The following is a 22,715-nucleotide window of genomic DNA, read 5'->3' as shown; positions in this document are numbered from 1 at the left end:
AGTTAACTATGTTTCATCGCCTTTATACATTGATTATCAAAGAGTTGCAGTCTCTATTACGTGAGCCGCAAACCCGCGCGATATTAATCATGCCAGTGATATTACAGGTAATATTATTCCCGTTCGCCGCCACACTGGAAGTCACCAATGCCACTATCGCCATTTACAGCGAAGACAGTGGGCACGCCTCGGTGGAATTGACCCAACGCTTTGCCAAAGCAGAAGCTTTTTCTCATGTGTTGCTGCTCCACAGCCCACAAGAGATCCAGCCGGTGATTGATAACCAGAAAGCATTATTATTGATCCGATTCCCGGAACAATTCAGTGCTGATTTGGCTAACGGTAAAACCACGCAGCTACAACTGGTGTTGGATGGGCGGAACTCAAATAGCGCCCAGATTGCGGCAAATTATATTCAGCAAATCGTGCAGAACTATCAGTTGGAATTGACCAAAGGCAAAGTCATGCCAAATAACAGCGAGTTAGTGGTACGCAACTGGTATAACCCGAATCTGGACTACAAATGGTTCGTTGTGCCGTCATTGATTGCGATGATTACCACCATCGGCGTGCTGATTGTCACCTCGCTGTCGGTCGCCCGTGAGCGCGAACAAGGCACACTGGAACAGTTACTGGTTTCCCCATTGACTACCTGGCAGATTTTTATTGGCAAAGCGGTACCAGCATTGATAGTTGCGACCTTCCAGGCAACTATTGTGTTGTTTATCGGCATATTTTTCTATCAGATCCCGTTCGCCGGCTCGCTGGTGCTGTTTTACGTCACCATGTTGCTCTACGGTTTGTCGCTGGTCGGATTCGGCTTGCTGATCTCCTCGCTATGTTCCACGCAGCAGCAAGCATTTATCGGTGTATTTGTCTTTATGATGCCTGCAATCCTGCTGTCCGGTTATGTCTCGCCGGTGGAGAACATGCCCGTCTGGTTGCAAAATATCACCTGGATTAATCCTATCCGCCACTTTACCGATATTACTAAACAGATTTATCTCAAGGATGCCAGCTTCGATATTATCTGGCACAGCTTATGGCCGCTGCTGGTGATAACGGCCACGACAGGAAGTGCCGCTTATGCGATGTTTAGGCGGAAAATTGCGTAACACAGCGATTTGCTGAACCCACACAAAACAAAAAGGACACCAATCTGGTGTCCTTGCAAATTTCTAGCAGCGTACGGCGGGCAAATTTGCCGCACCGCAGCCCTTAATCAACCAGCTTAGCGACGGTTGCCGAAGATTCGTAGCAACATCAAGAACAAGTTGATGAAATCAAGATACAGAGTCAATGCGCCCACAATAGAATATTTGCGGAAGCTATCTCTATCATTGGCATCCAACTGCGCGCCCATATTTTTCAGCTTCTGAGTGTCATAAGCGGTCAGACCCACAAACACTAGCACGCCGATGTAAGTCACAGCCCACATTAATGCCGGGCTTTTCAGCCAAATATTAACGATGGATGCCAGAACGATACCAATCAGGCCCATAAACAACATGCTGCCCAACCCACTCAAATCACGCTTGGTCGTGTAGCCATAGAAGCTCATGGCACCAAACATACCGGCCGCAATCAAGAATGTGCTGGCGATAGAAGAGCTGGTGTACATGATGAAAATGCTGGATATCGTTAAGCCGGTTAATGCTGAATAGAGCATAAACAGCGAGGTCGCCATTGAACCGCTCAAGCGATTAACCATGCCGGAAATCACAAATACCAGACCTAACTGCACAATAATCAGCCCGAAAAAAGTGATCTGGCTGGAGAAGATAAAGTTCAGTATCGCAGGAGTGTTCGCTGCATACCAGGCGACAACCGCCGTTAATAACAGACCACAGGTCATCCAGCCGTATACCTGCGCCATATATGCCTGAATGCCTGAGTTGGCACGTTCGACAATTGAACCATTAGAGCGTGGATAGCGATCCATGGTAGTTACCTTATGCATATAATAATGATACAGGCTATCAACTGACAGCCCACCGACTTTTTAAGGGTATCACACAAATAGGGCAAACAAGGGAGTAAAAATAGGTATTTAGGGCTGATCTTTACACGGGTTTACGTACGGTTTACCAACGCTTGGCCGCCACATGATCACTGTCGCGAGATTCAACCCACCGTTCGCCGTCGGTTGTAGCTTCCCGTTTCCAAAATGGTGCCTTTGTTTTCAGGTAATCCATAATAAATTCAGCCGCATCAAACGCCATACTGCGATGCGCACTGGTCACGCCAACAAAAACAATTTCATCGCCTGGGTACAGCGGCCCTACCCGATGAATCACTGAAACGCGCTGCAATGGCCAACGGCGTCGTGCATCATCAATAATCTCAACTAGCGCCTTTTCCGTCATACCGGGATAGTGCTCAAGCGTCAGCGCACTGACGCTATCACCCAAATTATGATTGCGAACTTTACCGGTAAACGTCACCACCGCACCATCGTCGTCACACTGTGACAACCAGTGATATTCATCACCGACGCTGAAGGTTTCAGTGCCGACACGAATCCGCGTATTGTCCATGCTCATCCCCCGGTGACCGGCGGGAAGAACGCGACTTCATCACCGGCAACCAGTGGGTGTTGGGCATTCACTAGCGACTGATTCACCGCCGTCAGCAATTTGCCCTCTTCAAGCGCCAACTGCCAGCGCTCTCCGCGTTGGCACAAGGATTGACGCAAAGCTTCAACGGTCGGGAACTCTGCGGCCAATTCCAAGCGCTCCATCCCCACCAGTTCACGAACCTGAGCAAAAAATAGAATTTGAATCATTAGGTTACCTTGAAGTCACCGGATTTTCCGCCACTTTTGGTCAGCAGACGTACCGGGCCAATTATCATGTCTTTTTGTACTGCTTTGCACATGTCGTAAATCGTCAGTGCCGCCACTGACGCGGCGGTTAACGCTTCCATCTCTACGCCGGTTTTACCGGTCAGGCGGCAACAAGTCTCAATCCGTACTCGATTGTGCTCCGGCTGCGCCTGTAGTTGAACTTCTACTTTGGTCAGCAGCAAGGGGTGACACAGCGGGATCAATTCCCAGGTCTTTTTGGCCGCCTGAATTCCGGCGATTCGCGCTGTGGCAAAGACATCACCTTTGTGATGGCTACCATCAATAATCATCGCCAGTGTCGCGGCCTGCATTTCAACAAAAGCTTCCGCACGCGCTTCACGTACTGTCTCAGCTTTAGCAGAAACATCCACCATATGGGCTTCGCCAGCGGCGTTAATATGGGTCAATTGGGTCATATTAGAGAATACCTTTCTAAAATATCATTACCGCTATATGGGCGACGAGCGCCACAACATTAGCCGCCAATGAATGATAAGTTCTGCGTAATGCCACTATTGCCCTGATGCAGGAAATGCGTCTGTTTTTTGGTCTGCAAGGCACTTTGGATGCGCGCCATCAGCTCATCTTGTTGGTCGTCACTCCCCAGCAAATCACGCAACGTAATGCCCTGCTCGCCAAACAGACACAGATGCAGATTGCCCAACGCCGATACCCGCAGACGATTACAACTGGCACAGAAGTCTTTCTCATAAGGCATGATAAGCCCCACTTCCCCCAAATAGTCTGGGTGATGGAATACCTGAGCCGGGCCATCGCTACGCGCGCGTTCTTGCTGCTGCCAGCCTTGTTTGAGCAACTGTTGGCGAATAACGTCACCAGAAACATGGTGTTTGTGGAATAGTTTGCCCCCTTCACCGGTTTCCATTAGTTCAATAAAACGCAGTTGAATGGGGCGAGATTTGATCCAGTTGAGAAAGGCGTTCAGGTTGCGATCATTGACATCACGCATTAACACTGCGTTGATTTTCACCTTGTCAAAACCAGCATCAAAGGCGGCATCAATACCTTGCATCACCTGATGAAATTTGTCCTGCCCGGTAATAGCGTGAAACTGGCGTGGGTCCAGACTATCGACGCTAACGTTAATGGCGGTCAGCCCTGCATCGCGCCATTGTGCAGCATCACGGGCCAAACGGTAACCATTGGTGGTAACTGCCAGCGTGCGGATAGCGGGATTTTGCCGAATAGTAGCAATAATATCCGTGAAATCACGCCGCATGGAAGGCTCACCACCGGTCAGACGAATTTTTTCCGTTCCTAACAGGGCGAAAGCACGGCTAACGCGGCGTATCTCGTCAAGGCTTAGAAAACTTTTTAATCCGTCGGGGCGATAGCCATCCGGCAGGCAATAAGTGCAACGGAAATTGCACACATCGGTTACCGATAGGCGTAAGTAATAGAACTTGCGCGCAAATGCGTCAGTGAGTTGTACCATAACACCTTTCCAAATACGGGAGATGCAGGCATTTCTACCTCGCACCCTGGTGGCTTAAGGCCACGGCCAGAGCATCATATTGTTGGTGATAGAGAAACAACGTAGACACTAAGGCTAGGAGTTTATGTTCAGCGGCAGTTTAGGAAAGTGCCCGCTGAATCATGGGTTAAAAAGGTGAGATATTTAACGACAGTAAATTGCTAAAAAACCCCACTATTCGTAAAGATTCTAACGCTAAAATGCCAAGATAGCCAATCGCTGTTTTCGCTATATATTTTCATATACAACGACTTATATAATCAAAGCCACGCAAAACCAGCTTAATTTAATCAGGTGCTAATACTTTGTTTAAAATCACGAAAACAAGGGCTTTTATCGCGTTTCAAGCCTAAATCCGTTAACTTATGCAGCAATTTAAGCATTGGCTACGCTATTTAGGGCTGGACAACAATATACAGGCAGGGAAAATATGCGAAATCGCACATTAGCGGATCTCGATCGGGTGGTTGCTTTAGGCGGCGGTCATGGTCTGGGGCGAGTGATGTCATCGCTCTCATCATTAGGCTCACGTCTGACCGGTATTGTAACGACCACTGATAATGGCGGTTCAACTGGCCGTATTCGCCGCTCAGAGGGTGGGATTGCCTGGGGAGATACCCGTAATTGTCTCAATCAGTTGATCACCGAACCCAGTGTTGCCTCCGCGATGTTCGAATACCGCTTTGGTGGTAATGGCGAGCTGGCGGGGCATAATCTGGGGAATTTAATGCTCAAAGCGCTGGATCATCTGAGTATCCGCCCGATTGAGGCCATCAATCTGGTACGAAGCTTATTGAAAGTCGATGCCTGGCTGATCCCAATGTCCGAACAGCCAGTCGACCTGTTGGCTATCGATAGTGAAGGGCACCCCGTCTACGGGGAGGTAAATATTGACCAACTGAACCAGATGCCACAAGAGATGCTGCTGTCACCCCATGTACATGCGACACGGGAAGCGGTTGAAGCTATCAGTCAGGCAGATGTGATTTTAATCGGGCCGGGCAGTTTTCTAACCAGTTTGATGCCACTGCTGCTGCTAGATGATTTAACCCAAGCCCTACGGCGTAGCTCTGCCAGCATGATTTATATTGGTAATCTGGGTCGCGAACTGAGTGTGGCAGCCGCTGCGTTAACATTGCAGGATAAGCTGGCGATAATGGAAAGCAAAATTGGCCGAAAAATTATTGATGCAGCAATTGTTAGCCCACGAATTGATACCAGTGGTGTAAAAGACCGAATCATTGTCCAGCAACCGTTAGAAGCTAAAGATATTCCTTATCGCCATGACCGCGAGTTACTACGCCAGGCGCTGGAAACCACGCTGCAAAGATTAGGTAGTGCAGGCTCTGTGTAAGTTGGGCCTGTATTTATCTTGCTAGCTATCACTGAATATCGGAATAATAGCATCCAACACGCGGTGCTGATAATTCACCCTGCTGGTATGTATTGGCAATGTATATAAGCGCGTCAATGGCTCATCGGTCAATACTTCAGCGCTGGGGCCATAGAGATACTCGCCCTCCGGGTAAAGCAGCAGGGTATTATCTGCAATATGTTGAGCGTGTTGTGGTGAGTGAGTCGTAAAGAGTACCGTTATACCGTCTTGTACTGATAACTCTCTTAATGTACTTAGCACGCGGTCTTGATTTGATAAATCTAACGCAGCGGCTGGCTCATCCAAAATTAGAATTTGTGGTTCGCTGGCAAGTGCGCGAGCAATACACACCAACTGACGCTCCCCCCCACTTAGCTGATCGAAAGGCTTCTCGGCCAGTGGTAGTAACCCCATATATTCTAAACAATTTTCAGTTATACGGTGATCAGTTGCCGTCGGTGAATCATACCAACGCATATGGCGTACTCGCCCTAACATAACCATCGTTCGCACAGTATAAGCGAACGTTGTACTCTCCTGTTGCGGAACATAGGCTGCTGCGGCTGACAAGTATGTACTCCCCCGAGTTGGCGAAATAAGCCCCAGAATCAAACGTAATAATGTTGTTTTTCCGCGCCCATTAGTCCCCATAACCGCTGCAATCTGCCCCTTACTGAGATGGAATGATAGATTATCAAATAATATTTTACCCCCTCGAGATAGACTTAACTCACTAATATTAATCACGATTTACCTCCTTATTCTGGTTTTTTCGTAGTAACCAGATGAACACCGGTGCGCCAACCAATGCGGTAAGGACACCTAAAGGAATTTCAGCACTGGTTGCACTGCGAGCTAAGGTATCGACACTAATCATATAGATGGCACCAAACACTGCTGCAGCTGGAAGCAACCTACCGTGATCCGGCCCCACAGCCATCCGTGCGATGTGGGGAACCACTAATCCAACCCAACCAATAGTGCCCGCCACCGCTACAGTGGCAGCTGTAATTAATGTTGTTGCAATCAACACTAACCAACGAGTTTTTTCAACTGAAATCCCCAGAGCTGTTGCGCTCTCATCACCTAGCGATAATACATTGATGCGAAAACGTAATAAAAACAGCAATAAGATTCCCAGCAAAATAGGAAAAGTAACTAAAAATAGTTTGTGATAATTAATCGTTGCAAAACTTCCCATTAACCAGAAAACGATCGAGGGTAACGTGCTATTAGGATCGGCAAAATAGGTCAATAAAGAAATTAATGCGGAAAAAAAAGCACTGATCACGACACCGGCTAATATCAGCATCAAAACCCGAGAACTGCCGCCATAACACCCAAGGAAATACACTAATACCATAGCCAGTAGCCCACCAATAAATGCCAGCGTGGTGGTTAATATCAAAGAGGAAAATAGGACAATAGCGATTGCGCCGCCCAGAGCAGCACCGGAAGAAACACCAATAATTTGTGGCCCCACCAATGGATTACGAAAAATCCCCTGTAGTGCTGCGCCAGCAACGGACAAACCCGCCCCCGTCAAAGCAGCAATTAAAATCCGGGGCAAACGGATAGAAATGACAACACGCTGTTCAGTCATTGTCCATTGAGAAAATAAATTAAGATCCTCAATTGGAAATATTGATGACAACAAAATAGCGATGACCGTGTTGATACTCAGAGGATAGCGCCCAGAACAAAGTGCAACCAGTACCACCGCAATCAAGAAAGTAGATGTCATCAGCCAAAATACCGTCATATTCTGTCGACATAAACGGAAATATCTCATGACTCGTCCTTGAATAATTCGGTGTAATAGACTGACAATTTATTAGCGTCAAATTGCAATATTTTATTCAGCTCGCGTTGGCTCAAACGGTAGTCATAAAGGAAGGCATAGCGTTCAACGATTTCTGATTTTAATGAGGAAATGATGTTATTAGGATAAAAAATATCAGTAAGCCATTGCCAATAGAGCGGTGTTTCCTGGCTTGGCGCATCCCAAATAAATCCTCCATTAGGAATTTTATACACTCTTTTATTCTTAACGGCCGTAACCTCAGCTAATGCCGGGCTGGTATATATATCGCGGGGTATTACACCGGTCTCAAAATTACCAATTAAAATAACATCTGGATTCCAAACAATAATTTGCTCCTGATTAATCGTTCGCGGCCCATTAAAATCCTCAGTGATGCTAACGCCTCCGGCACGTCGAATATCCTGATTGGTATGAGAGGTTCGACTAATAGTTTGAATTTCTGATAAAAACCGTGAAAGATAGAGCACGCGGGGTTTATGCTTATCGGGTCTTAGCGCAGCCTGCAACTCAACATTCCGTAATACCTTCTGCCGCCAGCGGATAATCTTCTCAGCACGTAATTCATGTCCAATAGATTTACCTATCAGCGAAATCCATTGCTGTATTTTCGTATCATCTTGATAAGGATATGAAATAATGGCCACACTCAAGCCTGCCTGCACGATAGGGTCGATAATGTCATTACCTAAATGCCCCCATTGCCACACTAAATCAGGCTGAATACTCAGTAATGTTTCAATATTTGGCATAAAACCGTGACCGACAGTATCACTGGGTAACGATGCTACTGCCGGAAACATTTTTGACAGCATACCTTGCTCGGCAGCGACTTTGGCAAAAGGATGTATACCTGCAAGGCGATCTGAGCCTTTATCAAGACTAATAAGTAATGAAGATGCGGGGATCGGAATAACAATAGCCCGCTTTACCGGGCCGTTCAAATGCACGCTTCGTTGATTCATATCAGTTAATTTAATATCACTACTCGCTAATGCCCTCGGTAGAAATGAAAATATAAATAGACAGATGAGAATTATAATAGAATATATATTATTAACCATAGTGACATTACCAATTATATTAATACTTGCAACTTAGCCTACATGAGCGGAAATATCCCCTCGTCAGTAATTTTAAAAATGATAGGTAAACCCACCATTAACTGATCGCCCCACCCCCGGGAATAATGTATTATTTTTTTCTGATGTCACTTCCCGCCCAGCAATTGATGCAGTCGCGTACCGTTTATTCGTTAAATTATCAAGACTTAAATATGTTGACCAGCCATCAGGATGCCGATAATCAATTTTAAATCCCCAAACAGCAAATTTATCACGGAATTGGACATCATAACGATTAGCATGATCAACCGGGGTACGCGCTGGTAACCAATGGAGATTGGGGCCTACACGCCAGTATTGCCATTTGTATAACAGTTCTGCGGAAAATTGTTGGGGTGGAATGCCGCCCATTCTTTTACCCTGGTATTCTCCTCCCAAAAAACGAAAATCATTGTACATCCAGGCCAAACGATATTCTATATCCGAATCCCTTAGCGGAATATCGCCTTTAAGCCCAGCCTCAATACCCTGATGTAATGTTTTATGGCGATAATTGAATGTGCCAGTGGAATTACCCTCTTGATCATAGAGTGAAATTAATTCATTTCTTACAATGCTACGATACAGCGTTAAATCCCAGTTGATTTTAGATGCCAGTTGCCCCTCACCGCCAACTTCCATTGTTACTGCCTTTTGAGGCGCTAACCGGTTAATTTTGCCATTATTAGAAAGAATTTCTCGGAAACTCGGAGGTTCATGACTCCAACTGAGATTGGCAAACCCACGAAATTGTGGCTGAGGGAACCAAATAACCCCCCATTTTGGCGTCATGAAAAACCAACTTTGCCTTGATTCTTGACGTCCATCACGGGGATAGGCATTACGTACCGAATGCGTCCCTTTGATATCTACGTTCAAATACCAGTCTTCGTTCGCTTGCCAACCTAACCCTAGGACAACATTTTGATTTTCAGCTAGCATTGTGTAACTACCTATCAATTTGCCATCCTGAGTCGTCTCACGACGATTTTGCCGCAGGTCACGTGCCATATCAGAGCGTTCAACTGACAAACGAGTACGATAGCTCAGTTCACCGCTCGATAAATCTGAATTCCATAAGATACCGTAAGTATTTCCGCTACTCAGTACGTACACGGCTGGCGTGATAAAATTGTCGTGAGTATGTTGCGCCCATAAACCGAGTTCCTGCTGCCAACCTTGGCCTTGCCATATTGAATAATTGGCAGCCCGAGCTTGTTCTACATTGCGCCGAGGATCTCTGGCCCATACCAAGGGATAGATAGAGGTGGGATTATTTTTGGCTTCGGATTGAGAAAGTGACCCCGCCACATCAAAACGGAGGTCGGTCCAGCTCAACCAGGTACGGTTGGTAAAACGACCTTGCTCAAAACCTACATTTGTTCTAATTGCATTTCGCTGTGAAGACGAGTGATCACGATAGCCACGGAAATTATCACCGCTGACACTTAGACGCCCATCCCATCGCTCGGTTAGCTCTCCCCCAATCGCGCCATGCCAACCTTGTCGCCCGAAACTACCGTACTCGTAGCGTAATCGCCCCGACTCGTCCCGACCGGTATAAGAAATAAAATCCAGTTCCCCACCCAGAGCGTTAGTTATCGAGCTAGTGGCATTGGCTCCACGACGGACGCTGATTATTTTACTTTCACGGGGTTCCAGCAAACTGATATGAAAGCCACCGTCAGCATCATTCAATGGCAAACCATCCTGCAATAAGGTGATACCTCTGGAGAGTGGTGCACTTTGCACGCCTGAACCACGAATATTTAGACGCGGCTGGTCAGCACCACCAAAAAAGTTCGATACCAGCAAACCAGATTGATGCTTCAGTGCATCATCTAATGTTGCTAATCGGCCTTCTTCGTCAGGAAAAATCAGATTACTCCCACCAGGAATTAACGCCAATTTACCTTTTTGTTTAATGATTGCATCGCCATGATCACTCCCGATAACTTCCATGTAATTATCGTTTTTTACACCATTTTCATCTGCCTGGGAGGGGAAGGTGAATAATATCGTCAATAATAGCAGTATATTTACTGAGATAATCCCTTTCATATAAAAAGTCCATATCAAAAAACTTTAATATAAACTCACATTAAAAAAACAAAGAAAAAATAAAGAAAAAAACAACATTAATTATTATTGAGAATTCACTATCTCACTCCATTGAAAATAATCATAACTATAAGTCATGTCAATAAATTACATTTGCGTAAAACTTTTATTTCATTATTTAAATTAAATACACACTATATACTTAAATGTCATTATAAAACAATCAATGGAAAAGAATCATTAAGAGAGATAGAGGGTAAAAAAGTGCATGGCTTTTATGTAGAATATAAATAAAAAACTATTTTTCTATTTTGGCTATCATTAATAAGCCTGCACTTGCAGGCTTATTAATACAGAGCAATCAGGATGAACCTTCCAGCCAATCTTTTTTATCCGTCAGCTTGATATAAAGTGCTTCCACTTTTTGTCTGGCCCACGGAGTGCGGCGTAAGAATTTCAGGCTTGATTTGATACTGGGATCACTAATGAAACAGTTAATCTGAATGCGGTCGGCCAAGCCATCCCAACCATAGTGTTCGACCAACTTAGTCAGCAATGCTTCCAAGGTGATACCATGTAACGGATCTTTTGATAAATGGTCGCTCATCATTTGCCTTTTTTATCGTTGATATACTCGCTATCCTTCAAGATGCAGGTGTACTGGCTGCCCTCTACCCAGCTCACCGGAATGCTCTTGCCGCCTTCCGGTATCTCGAAATCTATGGGATATAATTGTCTGGTAACCCTAATTTTAGCGGCACACCTTACGGGGAATCGTGGTGTGCCGCAAGATATTAAGATATTGCGATAAATTGCTGGCGCAGTTGATGCACCTGATCGCGCAAATCGGCGGCCTGCTCAAACTCCAGGTTTTGCGCATAGGTATACATTTTCGCTTCCAATTCACGGATTTTCTGATCCAGCGCTTTCGGCGGCAGGGATTGGTAGTCGTGGGTATCTGCCACTTTGCCACCCCGCCCTTTCCCTTTACCACGGGTCGACGGTTTGCCCAGTTGCAGGATATCGCCAATTTTCTTGTTAAGCCCCTGCGGAGTTATCCCGTGCTCCTGGTTGTGAATCTGCTGTTTAACCCGACGCCGCTCTGTTTCACCAATGGCTTTCTCCATTGAGGCGGTAATTCTATCACCATATAAAATGGCCTTGCCGTTGAGGTTACGTGCCGCGCGACCAATGGTTTGGATGAGGGAGCGCTCTGAGCGCAGAAAACCTTCTTTATCGGCATCAAGAATAGCGACCAGAGAAACCTCCGGCATGTCCAAGCCTTCTCGCAGTAAGTTGATCCCCACCAGCACGTCGAATTCGCCCAAACGCAAATCACGGATAATCTCGACCCGTTCTACGGTATCAATATCCGAATGCAGGTAACGTACCCGTGCACCATGCTCCCCAAGATACTCGGTGAGGTCTTCAGCCATACGTTTAGTCAACGTGGTCACCAGCACCCGCTCGTTAATCGCAGCGCGGATACGAATTTCTGACAGCAGGTCATCCACTTGGGTCGCTACCGGGCGAACCTCAATCAATGGATCAAGCAGACCGGTTGGCCGCACTACCTGATCAATAACCTCATCACCGGATTTCTCCAGTTCATATTTACCCGGTGTGGCGGAAACATAGATAGTTTGCGGTGCCAGTGCCTCAAACTCTTCAAAACGCATTGGGCGGTTATCCAGCGCCGATGGCAACCGGAAGCCATATTCCACCAGTGTTTCTTTACGTGACCGGTCACCTTTATACATCCCCCCAATTTGCGGAATGGTGACGTGGGATTCATCGACAACCAGCAGACCGTCTGCCGGTAGATAATCAAACAAGGTCGGTGGCGCTTCACCCGGCCCACGGCCAGACAGATAGCGGGAGTAGTTTTCAATACCTGAGCAGTATCCCAGCTCATTCATCATTTCCAGATCAAATTGGGTACGTTGGGCAATTCGCTGTTCTTCCAGCAATTTATTGTTAGCCAGCAGCACTTGACGCCGTTCAGCCAATTCAACCTTGATCTCCTCCATTGCCTGCAAGATACGTTCGCGCGGGGTCACGTAGTGCGTTTTCGGATAAACTGTGAAACGCGGCACTTCATGCTGCAACTGGCCAGTCAAGGGATCAAAGACAGAGAGCTTTTCGACTTCTTCATCAAACAGTTCAACCCGCAGCGCCCATTCATCGGATTCCGCAGGGAAAATATCTATCACTTCGCCGCGCACGCGGAAGGTACCGCGCTGAAAGACCTGATCATTGCGGCTGTACTGCAATTCAGATAAGCGACGTAGAATTGAGCGTTGGTCGATTATCATGCCACGGGTCAGATGCAACATCATTTTCAGGTAGAGATCCGGGTCGCCCAAACCATAAATAGCCGAAACCGATGCAACAACAATGACATCCCGCCGTTCTAATAAGGCTTTAGTGGCCGACAACCGCATTTGCTCAATATGTTCGTTTACCGATGAATCTTTTTCGATAAAGGTGTCAGAGCTTGGAACATAGGCTTCTGGCTGATAATAATCGTAGTAAGAGACAAAATACTCTACTGCGTTCTCGGGAAAGAACTCTTTCATCTCGCCATACAACTGGGCGGCGAGGGTCTTGTTCGGGGCCAGCACCATTGTTGGCCGGTTGAGATCAGCAATAACATTGGCGATGGTAAAGGTTTTGCCTGACCCCGTTACTCCCAACAGCGTCTGGTGTGCCAGCCCATTCTCCAGCCCCTCCTCTAATTTACGGATAGCCTCAGGCTGGTCGCCGGCGGGTTTAAACTCAGAATGTAGTTTGAATATTTTACTCATGAATTCGCTACCCGTTGGAGAAACACAGACTGTCAGGAGGCTAATTATGGAAGCCCCATCGATTTTTGCCACCTCTATGATACTGGATATAAAACCAGCTTCAAGCACCAAAATGCCACTATTTTCTTCCTTTGTGAATATTTGCCTCGTTACTGTGACGCCAGGTCCCTGATTGCACTGTAAAAGCCTTTTTATCCCCAGCAGTTAACAACATCAAACGATGAGCAGCAATTTGCTTAAACATTACGCAGCATTTCCAGCGCAATATTTTGCTTGCTTGATTTTAGTTAACTAATTGAAATAAAGCATATTTAATAAAAAGTAGAGAATCCGGACAACAAGTACCAAAGCCGCGCCCGCTCTAGCCTCTCACCAGTTTTCTATGGCTAATGCACAAGGTTATCCACAGGAATGGTGGATAACTCATTCAACCCCATAGAGGCTGGGAGTTGGAGAAAATCGCAGCCTAGCGATGAAATAGGGACAAACGTGCTTTTTTAGTGTTTTTTATACATTTTTGTTTCGGCATATATTTCAATTAGTACTAACTGAACCACTTGCTAATTCCATAAATTTCACTAGCTCATTCACAGAACCGATACCTTTTAACCAAAGTGTCTCTTATTGCACCATTTTCTCGCATTGAGGCACCGCTTAAGTGCAACATCATGACCGCTCGGCAGTCTTTATCTTGCGGGCCTTCGCGCATTTACACGGAGAGAAAACCAAAACCCTTTACAAACCGTTAACATGCAGACTTTATTATCGTATTCGCTAAGCTGGCCTAAGAGTTGCATTTAACTCTGTGAATCATCGCAATATAAGGGGGTATGGGCGAATACAGTGCAGCGCACTAACGAGCGGGCTATTAAGCAATAAGTGGGAGGATTAAGGGTAAAAATAGCCACTTGACGCCATTTAATGCCGTTATCAACTCATTACCCTGCTATTTACACTAACAACCACGCGTTATAAGTGTGGTGTTTTATGCTGTACTGCCACCATCGGGTATACAGATTTGCTGGTTACTTCTTCACTAGCCGTTACAGAACACTGGGGCACCTGTGAGCTACTGAGATCGACTAAGGAGAAGCACCGATGCTGACTTTAACTGCTGTAAATCAATACTATGGTCAAAACCATATACTATGGGATATCAGTTTGGAGTTACCTCGCGGCCAATGCACCTGTCTGGTCGGGCGCAATGGCGTGGGGAAGACAACACTGATTAATTGCATTATGGGGCATCTGCCGGTCAAAAGTGGCACCATGACCTGGCAGCCAAATCACCAACCACCGCAGAACCTGCTGCAACACCCTGTTGAGGGGCGCACAGCACTTGGGATTGGGTATGTGCCGCAAGGGCAGCAGATCTTCTCCCAACTGAGTGTTGAGGAAAACTTGCTGGTAGCTGTACTGGCTGGACGCCATAAATCACGTCACATTCCGGGCTGGGTTTTTGATCTCTTCCCGCTGTTGCACGATAAACTCAGCCAACGCGGAGGAGATCTTACCCGCTATCAACAGCAGCAGTTGGCTATAGCCAGAGCGCTGGTCGCAGAGCCAGAACTACTGATTTTGGACGAACCGGGGGGCGATACTCTGCCGCCACTGAGTGAGGATATAGGCCAAATTCTGCATCAACTTAGCCGCAACCTTGGCTTAACGGTTTTATTGGTTGAGCACCGTTTGGCCTTTATCCAACATGTTGCTGATCGCTTTTGCCTGATGGCCGGTGGCCGAAATGTGGCCCAAGGAACCTTGGACCAATTGGATGAGGATTTGATTATTGAGCACCTGGCCAGTTGACCCCGTAAGGCACCCTCGGGGCTAAAATAGCGTTTAGCCCCGTTTCCAGCAATGCATAACGACTATCAACCCCCTTCGCTAACGGCCAGTGGCTTCAGGTCCAGATACCCGCCGAGATCATGGCGCTCAGCCAGCGGGTGCTCGCCAATATCCGTAAGATGCGGGATAACCCCCAATCGTGGTGCAGGTATCATTCGCGTCAATGTCGCCAGATACTCCGCTTGCCGCGCACCGGTCGGAATCACCTCATTGGCAACCCATCCCGCCAGCGTTAGCCCGGCTTGGCGGATAGCTTGTGCGGTGAGCAAGGCGTGATTAATGCAACCTAACTTGACCCCAACAACCATAATTACGGGCAATTGTTCCAGCTCGACCCAATCAGCAAAAGTGACCTGTGCCGACAGCGGGGTAAACCAGCCGCCCGCACCTTCAATCAGAACCCAATCGGCTGATTGCGCTAACTGCCGTAGACCCTGTGATAATTCAGTTAGCTGAATCTCGCGCCCTTCACTTTCACTGGCAATATGGGGAGAGGTGGCTTCCGCAAAGGTCAGTGGATTGACCTGGCTATAGCGCAATGGCTCGCTGCTATTAGCCTGTAGCGCCAGCGCGTCACTATTGCGCAAACCGTCTGTTGTCATCTGGCTGCCTGAAGCCACCGGTTTGTATCCGGCGGTGCGGTAGCCCTGATTGGCCGCCGCTTGCAGCAATGCACAACTGACGACTGTTTTACCGACATCAGTGTCAGTACCGGTGATAAACCAACGTTTAGTCACGATAAATAACCCCATAAACCAGTTGATAGCTCAGCGGATAACCCCCTGACTGTACGACATAAGCTTGTTGCAGCGCCGCCAGCCGTTGACGCCCACTGAGACCAGCCTCGCGCCCATGATGTAAATGTGTCGCACCGATACCTTGCAGTGAGCGCATCAGGGCTATCACATCTGGAAACTGTTGTTGATGTAACTGCGGTGTCAGTTGGTGGCGATACCCCTGACACGCCGTACTGATTTGCCCAAACGAAAGAAAATCATTGATATGGCGCTTACCATCAACCTGTTGCCACGCTTGCCCCAATTCATCAAGGGAGCCATCGGCTAGCGTTGAAAATAGAATCAGGCCACCGGGCCGAGTAACCCGATAAAGCTCCATCAGTGCCGCCGCCAGATCCGAGCACCACTGCACTGCCAGGTTACTGAAACAGATATCAACCGATTGATCTGGCAAGGGAATATGCTCAATATCACCCAGTAAGTAGTCATCAGCAGCGTGCTGCTGGCGGGCATACTCCAACATACCTGCCGCCAGATCCAACGCCACAACCCGCTTCCCCAATTCGCGCCAGCGGCGGCTGAAAAAACCCGTTCCACAGCCAGCATCCAGTACGGTTTCCCCTGTATGCCGTAAACCCCGTTCCAGCAGCGCCTCACCGGTTGCACGCTGCAACTTAGCGGCTGAATCGTAGCTCTGTGCCGCACGGCTAAAAGCGGCGGCAATGGCCGGTTTATCAATTGTTTCTGTGGGAAACGGGGGGTCAATGACACACGTCATGCAACACCTCCAGCAATCTGTCGATATCTTCCGCTTGGTGCGCGGCACTCAACGTAATACGTAATCTTGCCCCCCCAGGGGGGACGGTTGGCGGCCGAATGGCGCTTACCCATAAACCTGCGGCACGCAGTTGTGCTGCCAGGGTCAGCGTTTGTTGGTTATCCCCCACCAACAGCGGCTGGATAGCAGTTTCTGATGCCCCTAATTGCAGTGGCAAACCAACTGCACCGGCACGGAATTGGCCGATACGCTGCTGGAGTTGCAAACGTAAATCATCACCTTGCTGAATACGTAATAACGCGGCTTGCAAGGCACAAGCCTGTGCTGGCGGCATCGCGGTGCTGTAAATCAGATGACGGGCATATTGCAGCAGATACTCTGCCACCGGCTCCTGACACAATACGGCCGCGCCACTAAGCCCGAATGCCTTGCCAAACGTCACCACCAGCAGTTCGGGTTTCACCCCTTGTTGCCAACAACTGCCACGCCCACCGTCGCCACAAACGCCAATACCGTGCGCGTCATCCACCAGCAACCAGCCCCCCGCTGCTGCCGCTTTTTGCTGCAAAGCCGCCAGCGGCGCGCTGTCACCATCCATACTGAAAACACCCTCAGTTACCACCAATGTCTGGCCTGAACAGGGTTTATCCAGCAGTTTTTGCAGCGAATCAGGCTGATTGTGGGTAAAACGCCGCAGTTGAGCCGGCGAGTGCGCTGCCGCCTCCAACAGCGAGGCATGGCTGAGTTTATCGGCTAATATTCGGTCATCGGCAGCGGTTAACGCCGCCAGCAGCGCCTGATTAGCAGCATAGCCGGAAATAAACAGCAAGGCGCGTGGATAGCCCAGCCAGTCGGCTAATTGCTGCTCCAAATGCGCATGGGGTTGGCTATAACCGGTAACATGGCCAGACCCCCCACTGCCAACGCCATAGCGCTGTGCGCCCTGCTGCCAGGCGGCGATGACTGCCGCATCCTGACTTAATCCCAAATAGTCGTTACTGGAAAAGTTGAGATATTGGCGGCTGCCAGATTGCAACCAGCGCCCGTTAGCACCGTTATTCACCTGACGGACGCGGTAAGCGGCTGCATCATGGCGTTGTTGCAGCCCCAGTTCTATCTTGCGCTGCCAACTCATCAGCGTGCCGCGTTGTAAAACTGAGTGGTATCGCCATACAGCAACTGCTCGGTTAATGCTTGCTGTTGCTCACGAGAGCCTTGTTCAGTGGTTGTTTGTTGTGGGTTCAAACCCAGCTTGCGGAACAGTTGCAGGTCTTTGTCTTCATCCGGATTTGGCGTGGTGAGCAATTTGCAGCCGTAGAAAATTGAATTGGCCCCCGCCATAAAGCACATGGCCTGCGTCTGCTCGTTCATTTGCTCGCGACCGGCGGATAACCGCACATAGGAAGCGGGCATCATAATACGCGCCACCGCGATAGTGCGGATAAACTCAAACGCATCAACATCTTCGTTATTTTCCAGCGGCGTGCCTTTGACTTTTACCAGCATATTGATTGGCACGCTTTCCGGCGGCTTGGGTAAATTTGCCAGTTGCACCAGCAATCCGGCACGGTCGCGTACCGTCTCCCCTAACCCGACGATACCACCGGAACAGACTTTAATACCGGCGTCACGAACCTCGCTTAAGGTATCCAGCCGCTCCTGATAACTGCGGGTGGTGATGATGCTGCCGTAGAATTCCGGCGAGGTATCGAGATTGTGGTTGTAATAATCCAGCCCTGCCTCCGCCAGCCGATGCGCCTGCTGTTTATCCAGTGTGCCAAGCGTCATACAGGTTTCCATCCCCATCGCCTTGACGCCTTCCACCATCTGCTCCAGATAGGGCATGTCACGTTCATGCGGGTTTTTCCACGCCGCCCCCATGCAAAAACGGGTTGAACCGGCGGCTTTCGCTTTTTTGGCGGATTCCAATACCTGTTCAACCTGCATCAGGCGCTCACTTTCCAGGCCAGTTTTATAGCGCGAACTTTGCGGGCAATATTTGCAATCTTCTGGGCAGGCACCGGTTTTTATCGACAATAAAGTGCTGACTTGCACCTGACGCGGATCAAAATGCTGACGGTGAACACATTGTGCTTCAAACAGTAATTCCAACAGCGGTTTTTCAAACAGGGCTTGGGCTTGCCCGACGGTCCAGTGAGTATAATTTGCCATTACGGCCTCTCTCAGAAGAGAAAAAAGTTTGGTCAGTGTAAATAAATCCGATATGCTGTCAACCATTCAAGACGCCAATTAGTTTACAACAAACCTCTATGACACCTTCTGACCTTGCTTTTGATCAACGCCATATCTGGCACCCTTACACCTCGATGACTGACCCCCTTCCCTGCTATCCGGTGGTGGCAGCCGATGGCGTTGAGTTGCAACTGGCTGATGGCCGGCGGCTAATCGATGGCATGTCGTCATGGTGGGCCGCAATACATGGTTACAATCATCCGGTACTGAATCAGGCGGCACATCAGCAGCTCGATAAAATGTCGCATGTGATGTTTGGCGGAATCACCCACCCCCCGGCAGTGGCGTTGTGTAAGCAGCTTATTGCCATCACCCCACCGGCGCTGGAGTGTGTGTTTTTAGCGGATTCCGGCTCGGTGGCGGTGGAAGTGGCACTGAAAATGGCATTGCAGTATTGGCAGGCCAAGGGAGAGCGGCGGCAACGTATTCTAACGCTGCGTCATGGCTATCACGGTGACACTTTCGGCGCGATGTCGGTTTGTGATCCACAAAATTCAATGCACAGTTTGTATCAGGGTTATTTGGCTGAAAATCTGTTTGCTGATGCACCACAGTGCCGCTTCGACCAGCCGTGGAACCCGGAAGATATTACTGATTTTGCCAACAAGATTGCACAATATTCTGGCGAGATTGCCGCCGTTATCCTTGAGCCAATAGTTCAGGGCGCAGGCGGGATGCGTATTTATCACCCGGCATATCTGCGGGAGGTGAGAGCTTTGTGCGACCAGCATCAGATCTTGCTGATTGCCGATGAGATAGCCACCGGGTTTGGCCGGACGGGTAAACTTTTTGCCTGTGAACATGCGCAGATTGTGCCGGATATCTTATGTTTGGGTAAGGCGTTGACCGGCGGTTATCTCACGCTATCCGCCACCCTCACGACCCGAAACGTCGCTGAAACCATCAGTAACGGTGATGCTGGGTGCTTTATGCATGGGCCGACTTTTATGGCAAACCCGCTGGCTTGTGCCGTGGCCTCAGCCAGTCTAACGCTATTAGCGCAAAATCAATGGCAACAGCAGGTTAGCGCGATAGAAAAACAATTAAAGCAGGCGTTACTGCCGCTGGTAGAAAGCCAAACGGTGGCTGATGTACGGGTCTTGGGGGCTATCGGAGTCGTTGAAATGAAAGAGCCGGTGAATGTTGCCCGCCTACAACGGAGCTTTGTTGAGCATGGCGTTTGGATCCGCCCGTTCGGTAAACTGATTTACCTGATGCCGCCTTATATTATCTCGCCGCACTCACTGGCGCGGTTAACGGATGCGGTGGCGATGAGTATCCACTAAAGCAGTAGTGGACAATATACTCTGGGGACGGGCGGGGCGACAGCGCCGGTGGGTGCCGTTACGACCCATTCGGCACGTTTCCCCGCCTGATAACATTATTTATTAAGTTCTTGGCTCACCAATACTGACCCACATTGGCCCTTTCCCTACCGCATAGCGCTTCAGGGTGGTTAGCTCACCGCTGTTGTTATCAATACGGCACACTTCGATATGATCTGATTTTTGCCCGGACGCAATCAGGAAGTTACCGCTGTGGTCAATATTAAAGCCACGCGGTTGTGCTTCGGTCAAATGATGCCCTGCTGGTGAAATGGTGCGCCCATCGTCGGAGACACTGAAAATACTCAGCAGGCTGGCGGTGCGGTCACTGCTATACAAATGGCGACCATTTGGCGTGATATGAATGTCTGCCGCCCAGCGCGTACCGCTGAAATCAGTTGGCATCGCATCCAACGTCTGGATTAGCTTATATTCTTGGCCGTTATCGCTTATCTGATACACATCTACCGAGCTATTGAGTTCATTGACGCAATAAGCGATTTGATGATTCGGATGGAAAGCCATATGACGTGGCCCTGCACCGGCGGCCACCGCGATATCGGCCTGCGCATGAGGCGTCAGCTTGCCATCAATACTTAAATCAAATAACCGCACTTTATCTTCTTTCAGGCAAGGCACCAGTAAGATTTGATTGGTCGGGTCAATATTTGCCGAATGCGGCGCGGGCAAATTATCTAATTGCTGAATAGGCGCCTGCACCACACCCTGTTCATTAATTGGGCTGATGCTCACGCAATTGAAACTGTAAGAGGCACAGAACAGGAAGCGGCCTTGCAAATCAGTGCCAATATGGGTCGGGCTGCCGGGAAGTGGTGCCATTCCCGCAGCCGTCAAGGTGCCGTCACCTGCAATATTATAACTGACGATACCAAAATCAGGACGCACCCCGACATACAAATGACGCTGGTTCGGGCTGATTGTCATCGGTTGCACCTGGCCGGGCGCATCCACGGTTTGCAATAAAGTTAATTCACCGGCTGAATCTAATTGCCAGACATGAATCTGCTGACTGTCTGGGCTTGCCACGTAAACCACTTGCTTCATCTTTACTCCTTAGTCGCGCCTGTTAGACAATGCTGTTTGGTCGAATGGGCCTGATTTAGCCACTTCAACCTAAACCAAATATCGCGTTTAACACACTATTTTAGCCTAGCTTACCTGACTACGCGGACATAACAACCGTCTGTCGTCGCGCGGTTTACATCTTATCCTGCTTATTTTTAGCCGTTCATGCTGGCGATTACCCTGTCAGGTTTAATCAACCCGCCATCCGGTGTACCATCGAAAATAATATTCAAACATATAATTTCATTCGCCATTTACGAGACTAAAACTGCCATGACATATCGCGTAATTGCATTGGATCTGGACGGAACACTGCTGGATCATAAAAAACGTATTCTGCCTGAATCCTTATCGGCACTGGCTCAAGCTCGTGCTGAGGGCGTTAAAGTGATTGTTGTGACTGGCCGCCACCATGTTGCCATTCACCCGTTCTATCAGGCATTACAACTTGATACGCCCGCGATTTGCTGTAACGGCACTTATCTTTATGATTATCAGGCGAAAAAAGTATTGGATTCTGATCCATTAGAACCAGAACAAGCGATTCAGGTGTTGCGGCTATTGGAGCAAACACATATTCACGGCTTGATGTATGTCGACGACGCGATGCTGTATCAGAAAACCAGTGACCACGTCATTCGCTCGCTGAATTGGGCTGAGTCATTACCACCAGAGCAACGCCCGACGCTACTTCATGTCGATAGCTTAATGGATGCCGCTTATAGTGCGACATCAATCTGGAAATTTGCCACTTCCCATGTCGATATCGAACAGTTAAAAGCCTTTGCCACCACCATCGAAGGCGAGATGGGGCTGGCCTGCGAATGGTCATGGCATGATCAGGTCGATGTCGCGCAAGCGGGCAACAGCAAGGGTAAACGCCTGCAACAGTGGGTTGAATCTCAAGGGCTGAGCATGAAGGAGGTGGTCGCTTTTGGTGATAACTTTAACGATTTGAGCATGTTGGAAACCGCAGGTCTGGGGGTGGCGATGGGCAACAGTGCCGATGCCATCAAGCAGCGCGCAGATTTGGTGATTGCCGATAACGAGCAGCCGGGCATTGCTCACGTTATCCGCCAGCATGTACTGGCTTGATAGCTAAGTCTAAAGAGTACCCCTGTTAGGCTCGCTTCAGGCAACTTATAAAGCTGAATCAATGGGAAACACTCCGTTCGGGCTA

21 protein-coding genes and 1 riboswitch are annotated in these 22,715 nt (G+C 48.5%); of the genes, 5 read left to right on the top strand and 16 right to left on the bottom strand.

Annotated features, from left to right (window positions below):
• Positions 1-8 precede the first annotated feature (8 nt).
• Entirely contained in the window at positions 9-1,115 is a 1,107-nt protein-coding gene (locus tag AT01_RS19035; RefSeq protein WP_042548254.1) for an ABC transporter permease, read from the top strand.
• A 116-nt stretch (positions 1,116-1,231) separates the two neighbouring features.
• Here AT01_RS19035 and AT01_RS19030 read toward each other — a convergent pair whose 3' ends face one another.
• The 5 genes from AT01_RS19030 to moaA all read right to left on the bottom strand — a co-directional run bounded on the left by AT01_RS19030 (position 1,232) and on the right by moaA (position 4,301).
• A complete protein-coding gene (locus AT01_RS19030) occupies positions 1,232-1,942 on the bottom strand; it encodes a Bax inhibitor-1/YccA family protein (protein ID WP_004704077.1) in 711 nt (236 codons plus the stop codon).
• Positions 1,943-2,084: 142 nt separating this feature from the next.
• Positions 2,085-2,537, bottom strand: coding sequence for a molybdopterin synthase catalytic subunit MoaE (moaE, locus tag AT01_RS19025; RefSeq protein WP_004704078.1), 453 nt, complete (start codon positions 2,535-2,537; stop codon positions 2,085-2,087).
• Positions 2,538-2,539: 2 nt separating this feature from the next.
• On the bottom strand, positions 2,540-2,785 hold the full coding sequence (gene moaD / locus AT01_RS19020; protein WP_042548253.1) for a molybdopterin synthase sulfur carrier subunit: 246 nt from the start codon (positions 2,783-2,785) through the stop codon (positions 2,540-2,542).
• Positions 2,785-3,261 carry a cyclic pyranopterin monophosphate synthase MoaC gene (gene moaC, locus AT01_RS19015; protein ID WP_004704079.1) on the bottom strand — a complete coding sequence of 159 codons (477 nt, stop codon included), beginning with the start codon at positions 3,259-3,261 and terminating at the stop codon, positions 2,785-2,787. Before moaC ends, moaD begins: the two co-directional genes overlap by 1 nt.
• 59 nt (positions 3,262-3,320) lie before the next feature.
• Positions 3,321-4,301, bottom strand: a complete 981-nt coding sequence (moaA, locus tag AT01_RS19010) for a GTP 3',8-cyclase MoaA (RefSeq protein WP_042548252.1) — start codon at positions 4,299-4,301, stop codon at positions 3,321-3,323.
• A riboswitch (molybdenum cofactor riboswitch) is annotated at positions 4,288-4,434 on the bottom strand. (Overlaps the previous gene by 14 nt.)
• A gap of 336 nt (positions 4,435-4,770) precedes the next feature.
• Between moaA and yvcK the strand changes: the two genes are divergently transcribed.
• Positions 4,771-5,694: a uridine diphosphate-N-acetylglucosamine-binding protein YvcK gene (gene yvcK, locus AT01_RS19005; protein ID WP_042548251.1), complete on the top strand. Its 924-nt coding sequence runs from the start codon at positions 4,771-4,773 to the stop codon at positions 5,692-5,694.
• A 21-nt stretch (positions 5,695-5,715) separates the two neighbouring features.
• Here the strand turns inward: yvcK and AT01_RS19000 are convergent, their stop codons facing one another.
• The 6 genes from AT01_RS19000 to uvrB all read right to left on the bottom strand — a co-directional run bounded on the left by AT01_RS19000 (position 5,716) and on the right by uvrB (position 13,508).
• Positions 5,716-6,462 (bottom strand): ABC transporter ATP-binding protein, encoded by a 747-nt coding sequence (locus tag AT01_RS19000; protein ID WP_042548250.1) that lies wholly within the window; start codon positions 6,460-6,462, stop codon positions 5,716-5,718.
• Positions 6,455-7,507: a FecCD family ABC transporter permease gene (locus tag AT01_RS18995; RefSeq protein WP_391592608.1), complete on the bottom strand. Its 1,053-nt coding sequence runs from the start codon at positions 7,505-7,507 to the stop codon at positions 6,455-6,457. Before AT01_RS18995 ends, AT01_RS19000 begins: the two co-directional genes overlap by 8 nt.
• Positions 7,504-8,601, bottom strand: coding sequence for an ABC transporter substrate-binding protein (locus tag AT01_RS18990; RefSeq protein ID WP_042548249.1), 1,098 nt, complete (start codon positions 8,599-8,601; stop codon positions 7,504-7,506). The genes AT01_RS18995 and AT01_RS18990 overlap by 4 nt, the downstream gene beginning before the upstream one ends.
• 72 nt (positions 8,602-8,673) lie before the next feature.
• Positions 8,674-10,701 carry a TonB-dependent receptor family protein gene (locus AT01_RS18985; RefSeq protein ID WP_042548248.1) on the bottom strand — a complete coding sequence of 676 codons (2,028 nt, stop codon included), beginning with the start codon at positions 10,699-10,701 and terminating at the stop codon, positions 8,674-8,676.
• Positions 10,702-11,062: 361 nt separating this feature from the next.
• A complete protein-coding gene (locus AT01_RS18980) occupies positions 11,063-11,308 on the bottom strand; it encodes a VF530 family protein (protein ID WP_042548247.1) in 246 nt (81 codons plus the stop codon).
• Between the two features lie 187 nt (positions 11,309-11,495).
• Positions 11,496-13,508 carry an excinuclease ABC subunit UvrB gene (gene uvrB, locus AT01_RS18975; RefSeq protein WP_042548246.1) on the bottom strand — a complete coding sequence of 671 codons (2,013 nt, stop codon included), beginning with the start codon at positions 13,506-13,508 and terminating at the stop codon, positions 11,496-11,498.
• 1,098 nt (positions 13,509-14,606) lie between these two features.
• Here uvrB and AT01_RS18970 point away from each other — a divergent pair.
• A complete protein-coding gene (locus tag AT01_RS18970) occupies positions 14,607-15,317 on the top strand; it encodes an ABC transporter ATP-binding protein (RefSeq protein WP_042548245.1) in 711 nt (236 codons plus the stop codon).
• Between the two features lie 65 nt (positions 15,318-15,382).
• Here AT01_RS18970 and bioD read toward each other — a convergent pair whose 3' ends face one another.
• From bioD to bioB, 4 genes are read right to left on the bottom strand one after another with little or no spacing between them, the layout of a single operon-like run.
• On the bottom strand, positions 15,383-16,093 hold the full coding sequence (gene bioD / locus AT01_RS18965) for a dethiobiotin synthase (protein ID WP_042548244.1): 711 nt from the start codon (positions 16,091-16,093) through the stop codon (positions 15,383-15,385).
• On the bottom strand, positions 16,086-16,871 hold the full coding sequence (gene bioC / locus AT01_RS18960) for a malonyl-ACP O-methyltransferase BioC (RefSeq protein WP_042548243.1): 786 nt from the start codon (positions 16,869-16,871) through the stop codon (positions 16,086-16,088). The genes bioD and bioC overlap by 8 nt, the downstream gene beginning before the upstream one ends.
• The gene (bioF, locus tag AT01_RS18955) at positions 16,855-18,006 is read right to left on the bottom strand and encodes an 8-amino-7-oxononanoate synthase (protein WP_042548242.1); all 1,152 of its coding nucleotides are present in this window, start codon (positions 18,004-18,006) and stop codon (positions 16,855-16,857) included. The genes bioC and bioF overlap by 17 nt, the downstream gene beginning before the upstream one ends.
• The gene (gene bioB / locus AT01_RS18950; protein ID WP_042548241.1) at positions 18,006-19,043 is read right to left on the bottom strand and encodes a biotin synthase BioB; all 1,038 of its coding nucleotides are present in this window, start codon (positions 19,041-19,043) and stop codon (positions 18,006-18,008) included. Before bioB ends, bioF begins: the two co-directional genes overlap by 1 nt.
• Positions 19,044-19,141: 98 nt before the next feature.
• Between bioB and bioA the strand changes: the two genes are divergently transcribed.
• On the top strand, positions 19,142-20,410 hold the full coding sequence (gene bioA / locus AT01_RS18945) for an adenosylmethionine--8-amino-7-oxononanoate transaminase (protein WP_042548240.1): 1,269 nt from the start codon (positions 19,142-19,144) through the stop codon (positions 20,408-20,410).
• A gap of 102 nt (positions 20,411-20,512) precedes the next feature.
• Here the strand turns inward: bioA and pgl are convergent, their stop codons facing one another.
• On the bottom strand, positions 20,513-21,514 hold the full coding sequence (pgl, locus tag AT01_RS18940; RefSeq protein ID WP_042548239.1) for a 6-phosphogluconolactonase: 1,002 nt from the start codon (positions 21,512-21,514) through the stop codon (positions 20,513-20,515).
• Between the two features lie 294 nt (positions 21,515-21,808).
• Between pgl and AT01_RS18935 the strand changes: the two genes are divergently transcribed.
• The gene (locus AT01_RS18935) at positions 21,809-22,630 is read left to right on the top strand and encodes a pyridoxal phosphatase (protein WP_042548721.1); all 822 of its coding nucleotides are present in this window, start codon (positions 21,809-21,811) and stop codon (positions 22,628-22,630) included.
• Positions 22,631-22,715: the final 85 nt, after the last annotated feature.

The sequence above is a fragment of the Yersinia aldovae 670-83 genome (assembly GCF_000834395.1).
GTDB classification, from domain to species: Bacteria; Pseudomonadota; Gammaproteobacteria; order Enterobacterales; family Enterobacteriaceae; genus Yersinia; species Yersinia aldovae.
The sequence above is the reverse complement of the archived record's forward strand: the minus strand, read 5'-3'. Positions and strand labels throughout refer to the sequence as shown.

Bases quoted from the DNA above. Each gene is read 5' to 3' on its own strand.
- AT01_RS19035 (WP_042548254.1), top strand. From the start codon at position 9: ATGTTTCATCGCCTTTATACATTGATTATCAAAGAGTTGCAGTCTCTA.
- AT01_RS19030 (WP_004704077.1), bottom strand. From the start codon at position 1,942: ATGGATCGCTATCCACGCTCTAATGGTTCAATTGTCGAACGTGCCAAC.
- moaE (WP_004704078.1), bottom strand. From the start codon at position 2,537: ATGGACAATACGCGGATTCGTGTCGGCACTGAAACCTTCAGCGTCGGT.
- moaD (WP_042548253.1), bottom strand. From the start codon at position 2,785: ATGATTCAAATTCTATTTTTTGCTCAGGTTCGTGAACTGGTGGGGATG.
- moaC (WP_004704079.1), bottom strand. From the start codon at position 3,261: ATGACCCAATTGACCCATATTAACGCCGCTGGCGAAGCCCATATGGTG.
- moaA (WP_042548252.1), bottom strand. From the start codon at position 4,301: ATGGTACAACTCACTGACGCATTTGCGCGCAAGTTCTATTACTTACGC.
- yvcK (WP_042548251.1), top strand. From the start codon at position 4,771: ATGCGAAATCGCACATTAGCGGATCTCGATCGGGTGGTTGCTTTAGGC.
- AT01_RS18995 (WP_391592608.1), bottom strand. From the start codon at position 7,507: ATGAGATATTTCCGTTTATGTCGACAGAATATGACGGTATTTTGGCTG.
- AT01_RS18990 (WP_042548249.1), bottom strand. From the start codon at position 8,601: ATGGTTAATAATATATATTCTATTATAATTCTCATCTGTCTATTTATA.
- AT01_RS18985 (WP_042548248.1), bottom strand. From the start codon at position 10,701: ATGAAAGGGATTATCTCAGTAAATATACTGCTATTATTGACGATATTA.
- AT01_RS18980 (WP_042548247.1), bottom strand. From the start codon at position 11,308: ATGAGCGACCATTTATCAAAAGATCCGTTACATGGTATCACCTTGGAA.
- uvrB (WP_042548246.1), bottom strand. From the start codon at position 13,508: ATGAGTAAAATATTCAAACTACATTCTGAGTTTAAACCCGCCGGCGAC.
- AT01_RS18970 (WP_042548245.1), top strand. From the start codon at position 14,607: ATGCTGACTTTAACTGCTGTAAATCAATACTATGGTCAAAACCATATA.
- bioC (WP_042548243.1), bottom strand. From the start codon at position 16,871: ATGACGTGTGTCATTGACCCCCCGTTTCCCACAGAAACAATTGATAAA.
- bioF (WP_042548242.1), bottom strand. From the start codon at position 18,006: ATGAGTTGGCAGCGCAAGATAGAACTGGGGCTGCAACAACGCCATGAT.
- bioB (WP_042548241.1), bottom strand. From the start codon at position 19,043: ATGGCAAATTATACTCACTGGACCGTCGGGCAAGCCCAAGCCCTGTTT.
- bioA (WP_042548240.1), top strand. From the start codon at position 19,142: ATGACACCTTCTGACCTTGCTTTTGATCAACGCCATATCTGGCACCCT.
- pgl (WP_042548239.1), bottom strand. From the start codon at position 21,514: ATGAAGCAAGTGGTTTACGTGGCAAGCCCAGACAGTCAGCAGATTCAT.
- AT01_RS18935 (WP_042548721.1), top strand. From the start codon at position 21,809: ATGACATATCGCGTAATTGCATTGGATCTGGACGGAACACTGCTGGAT.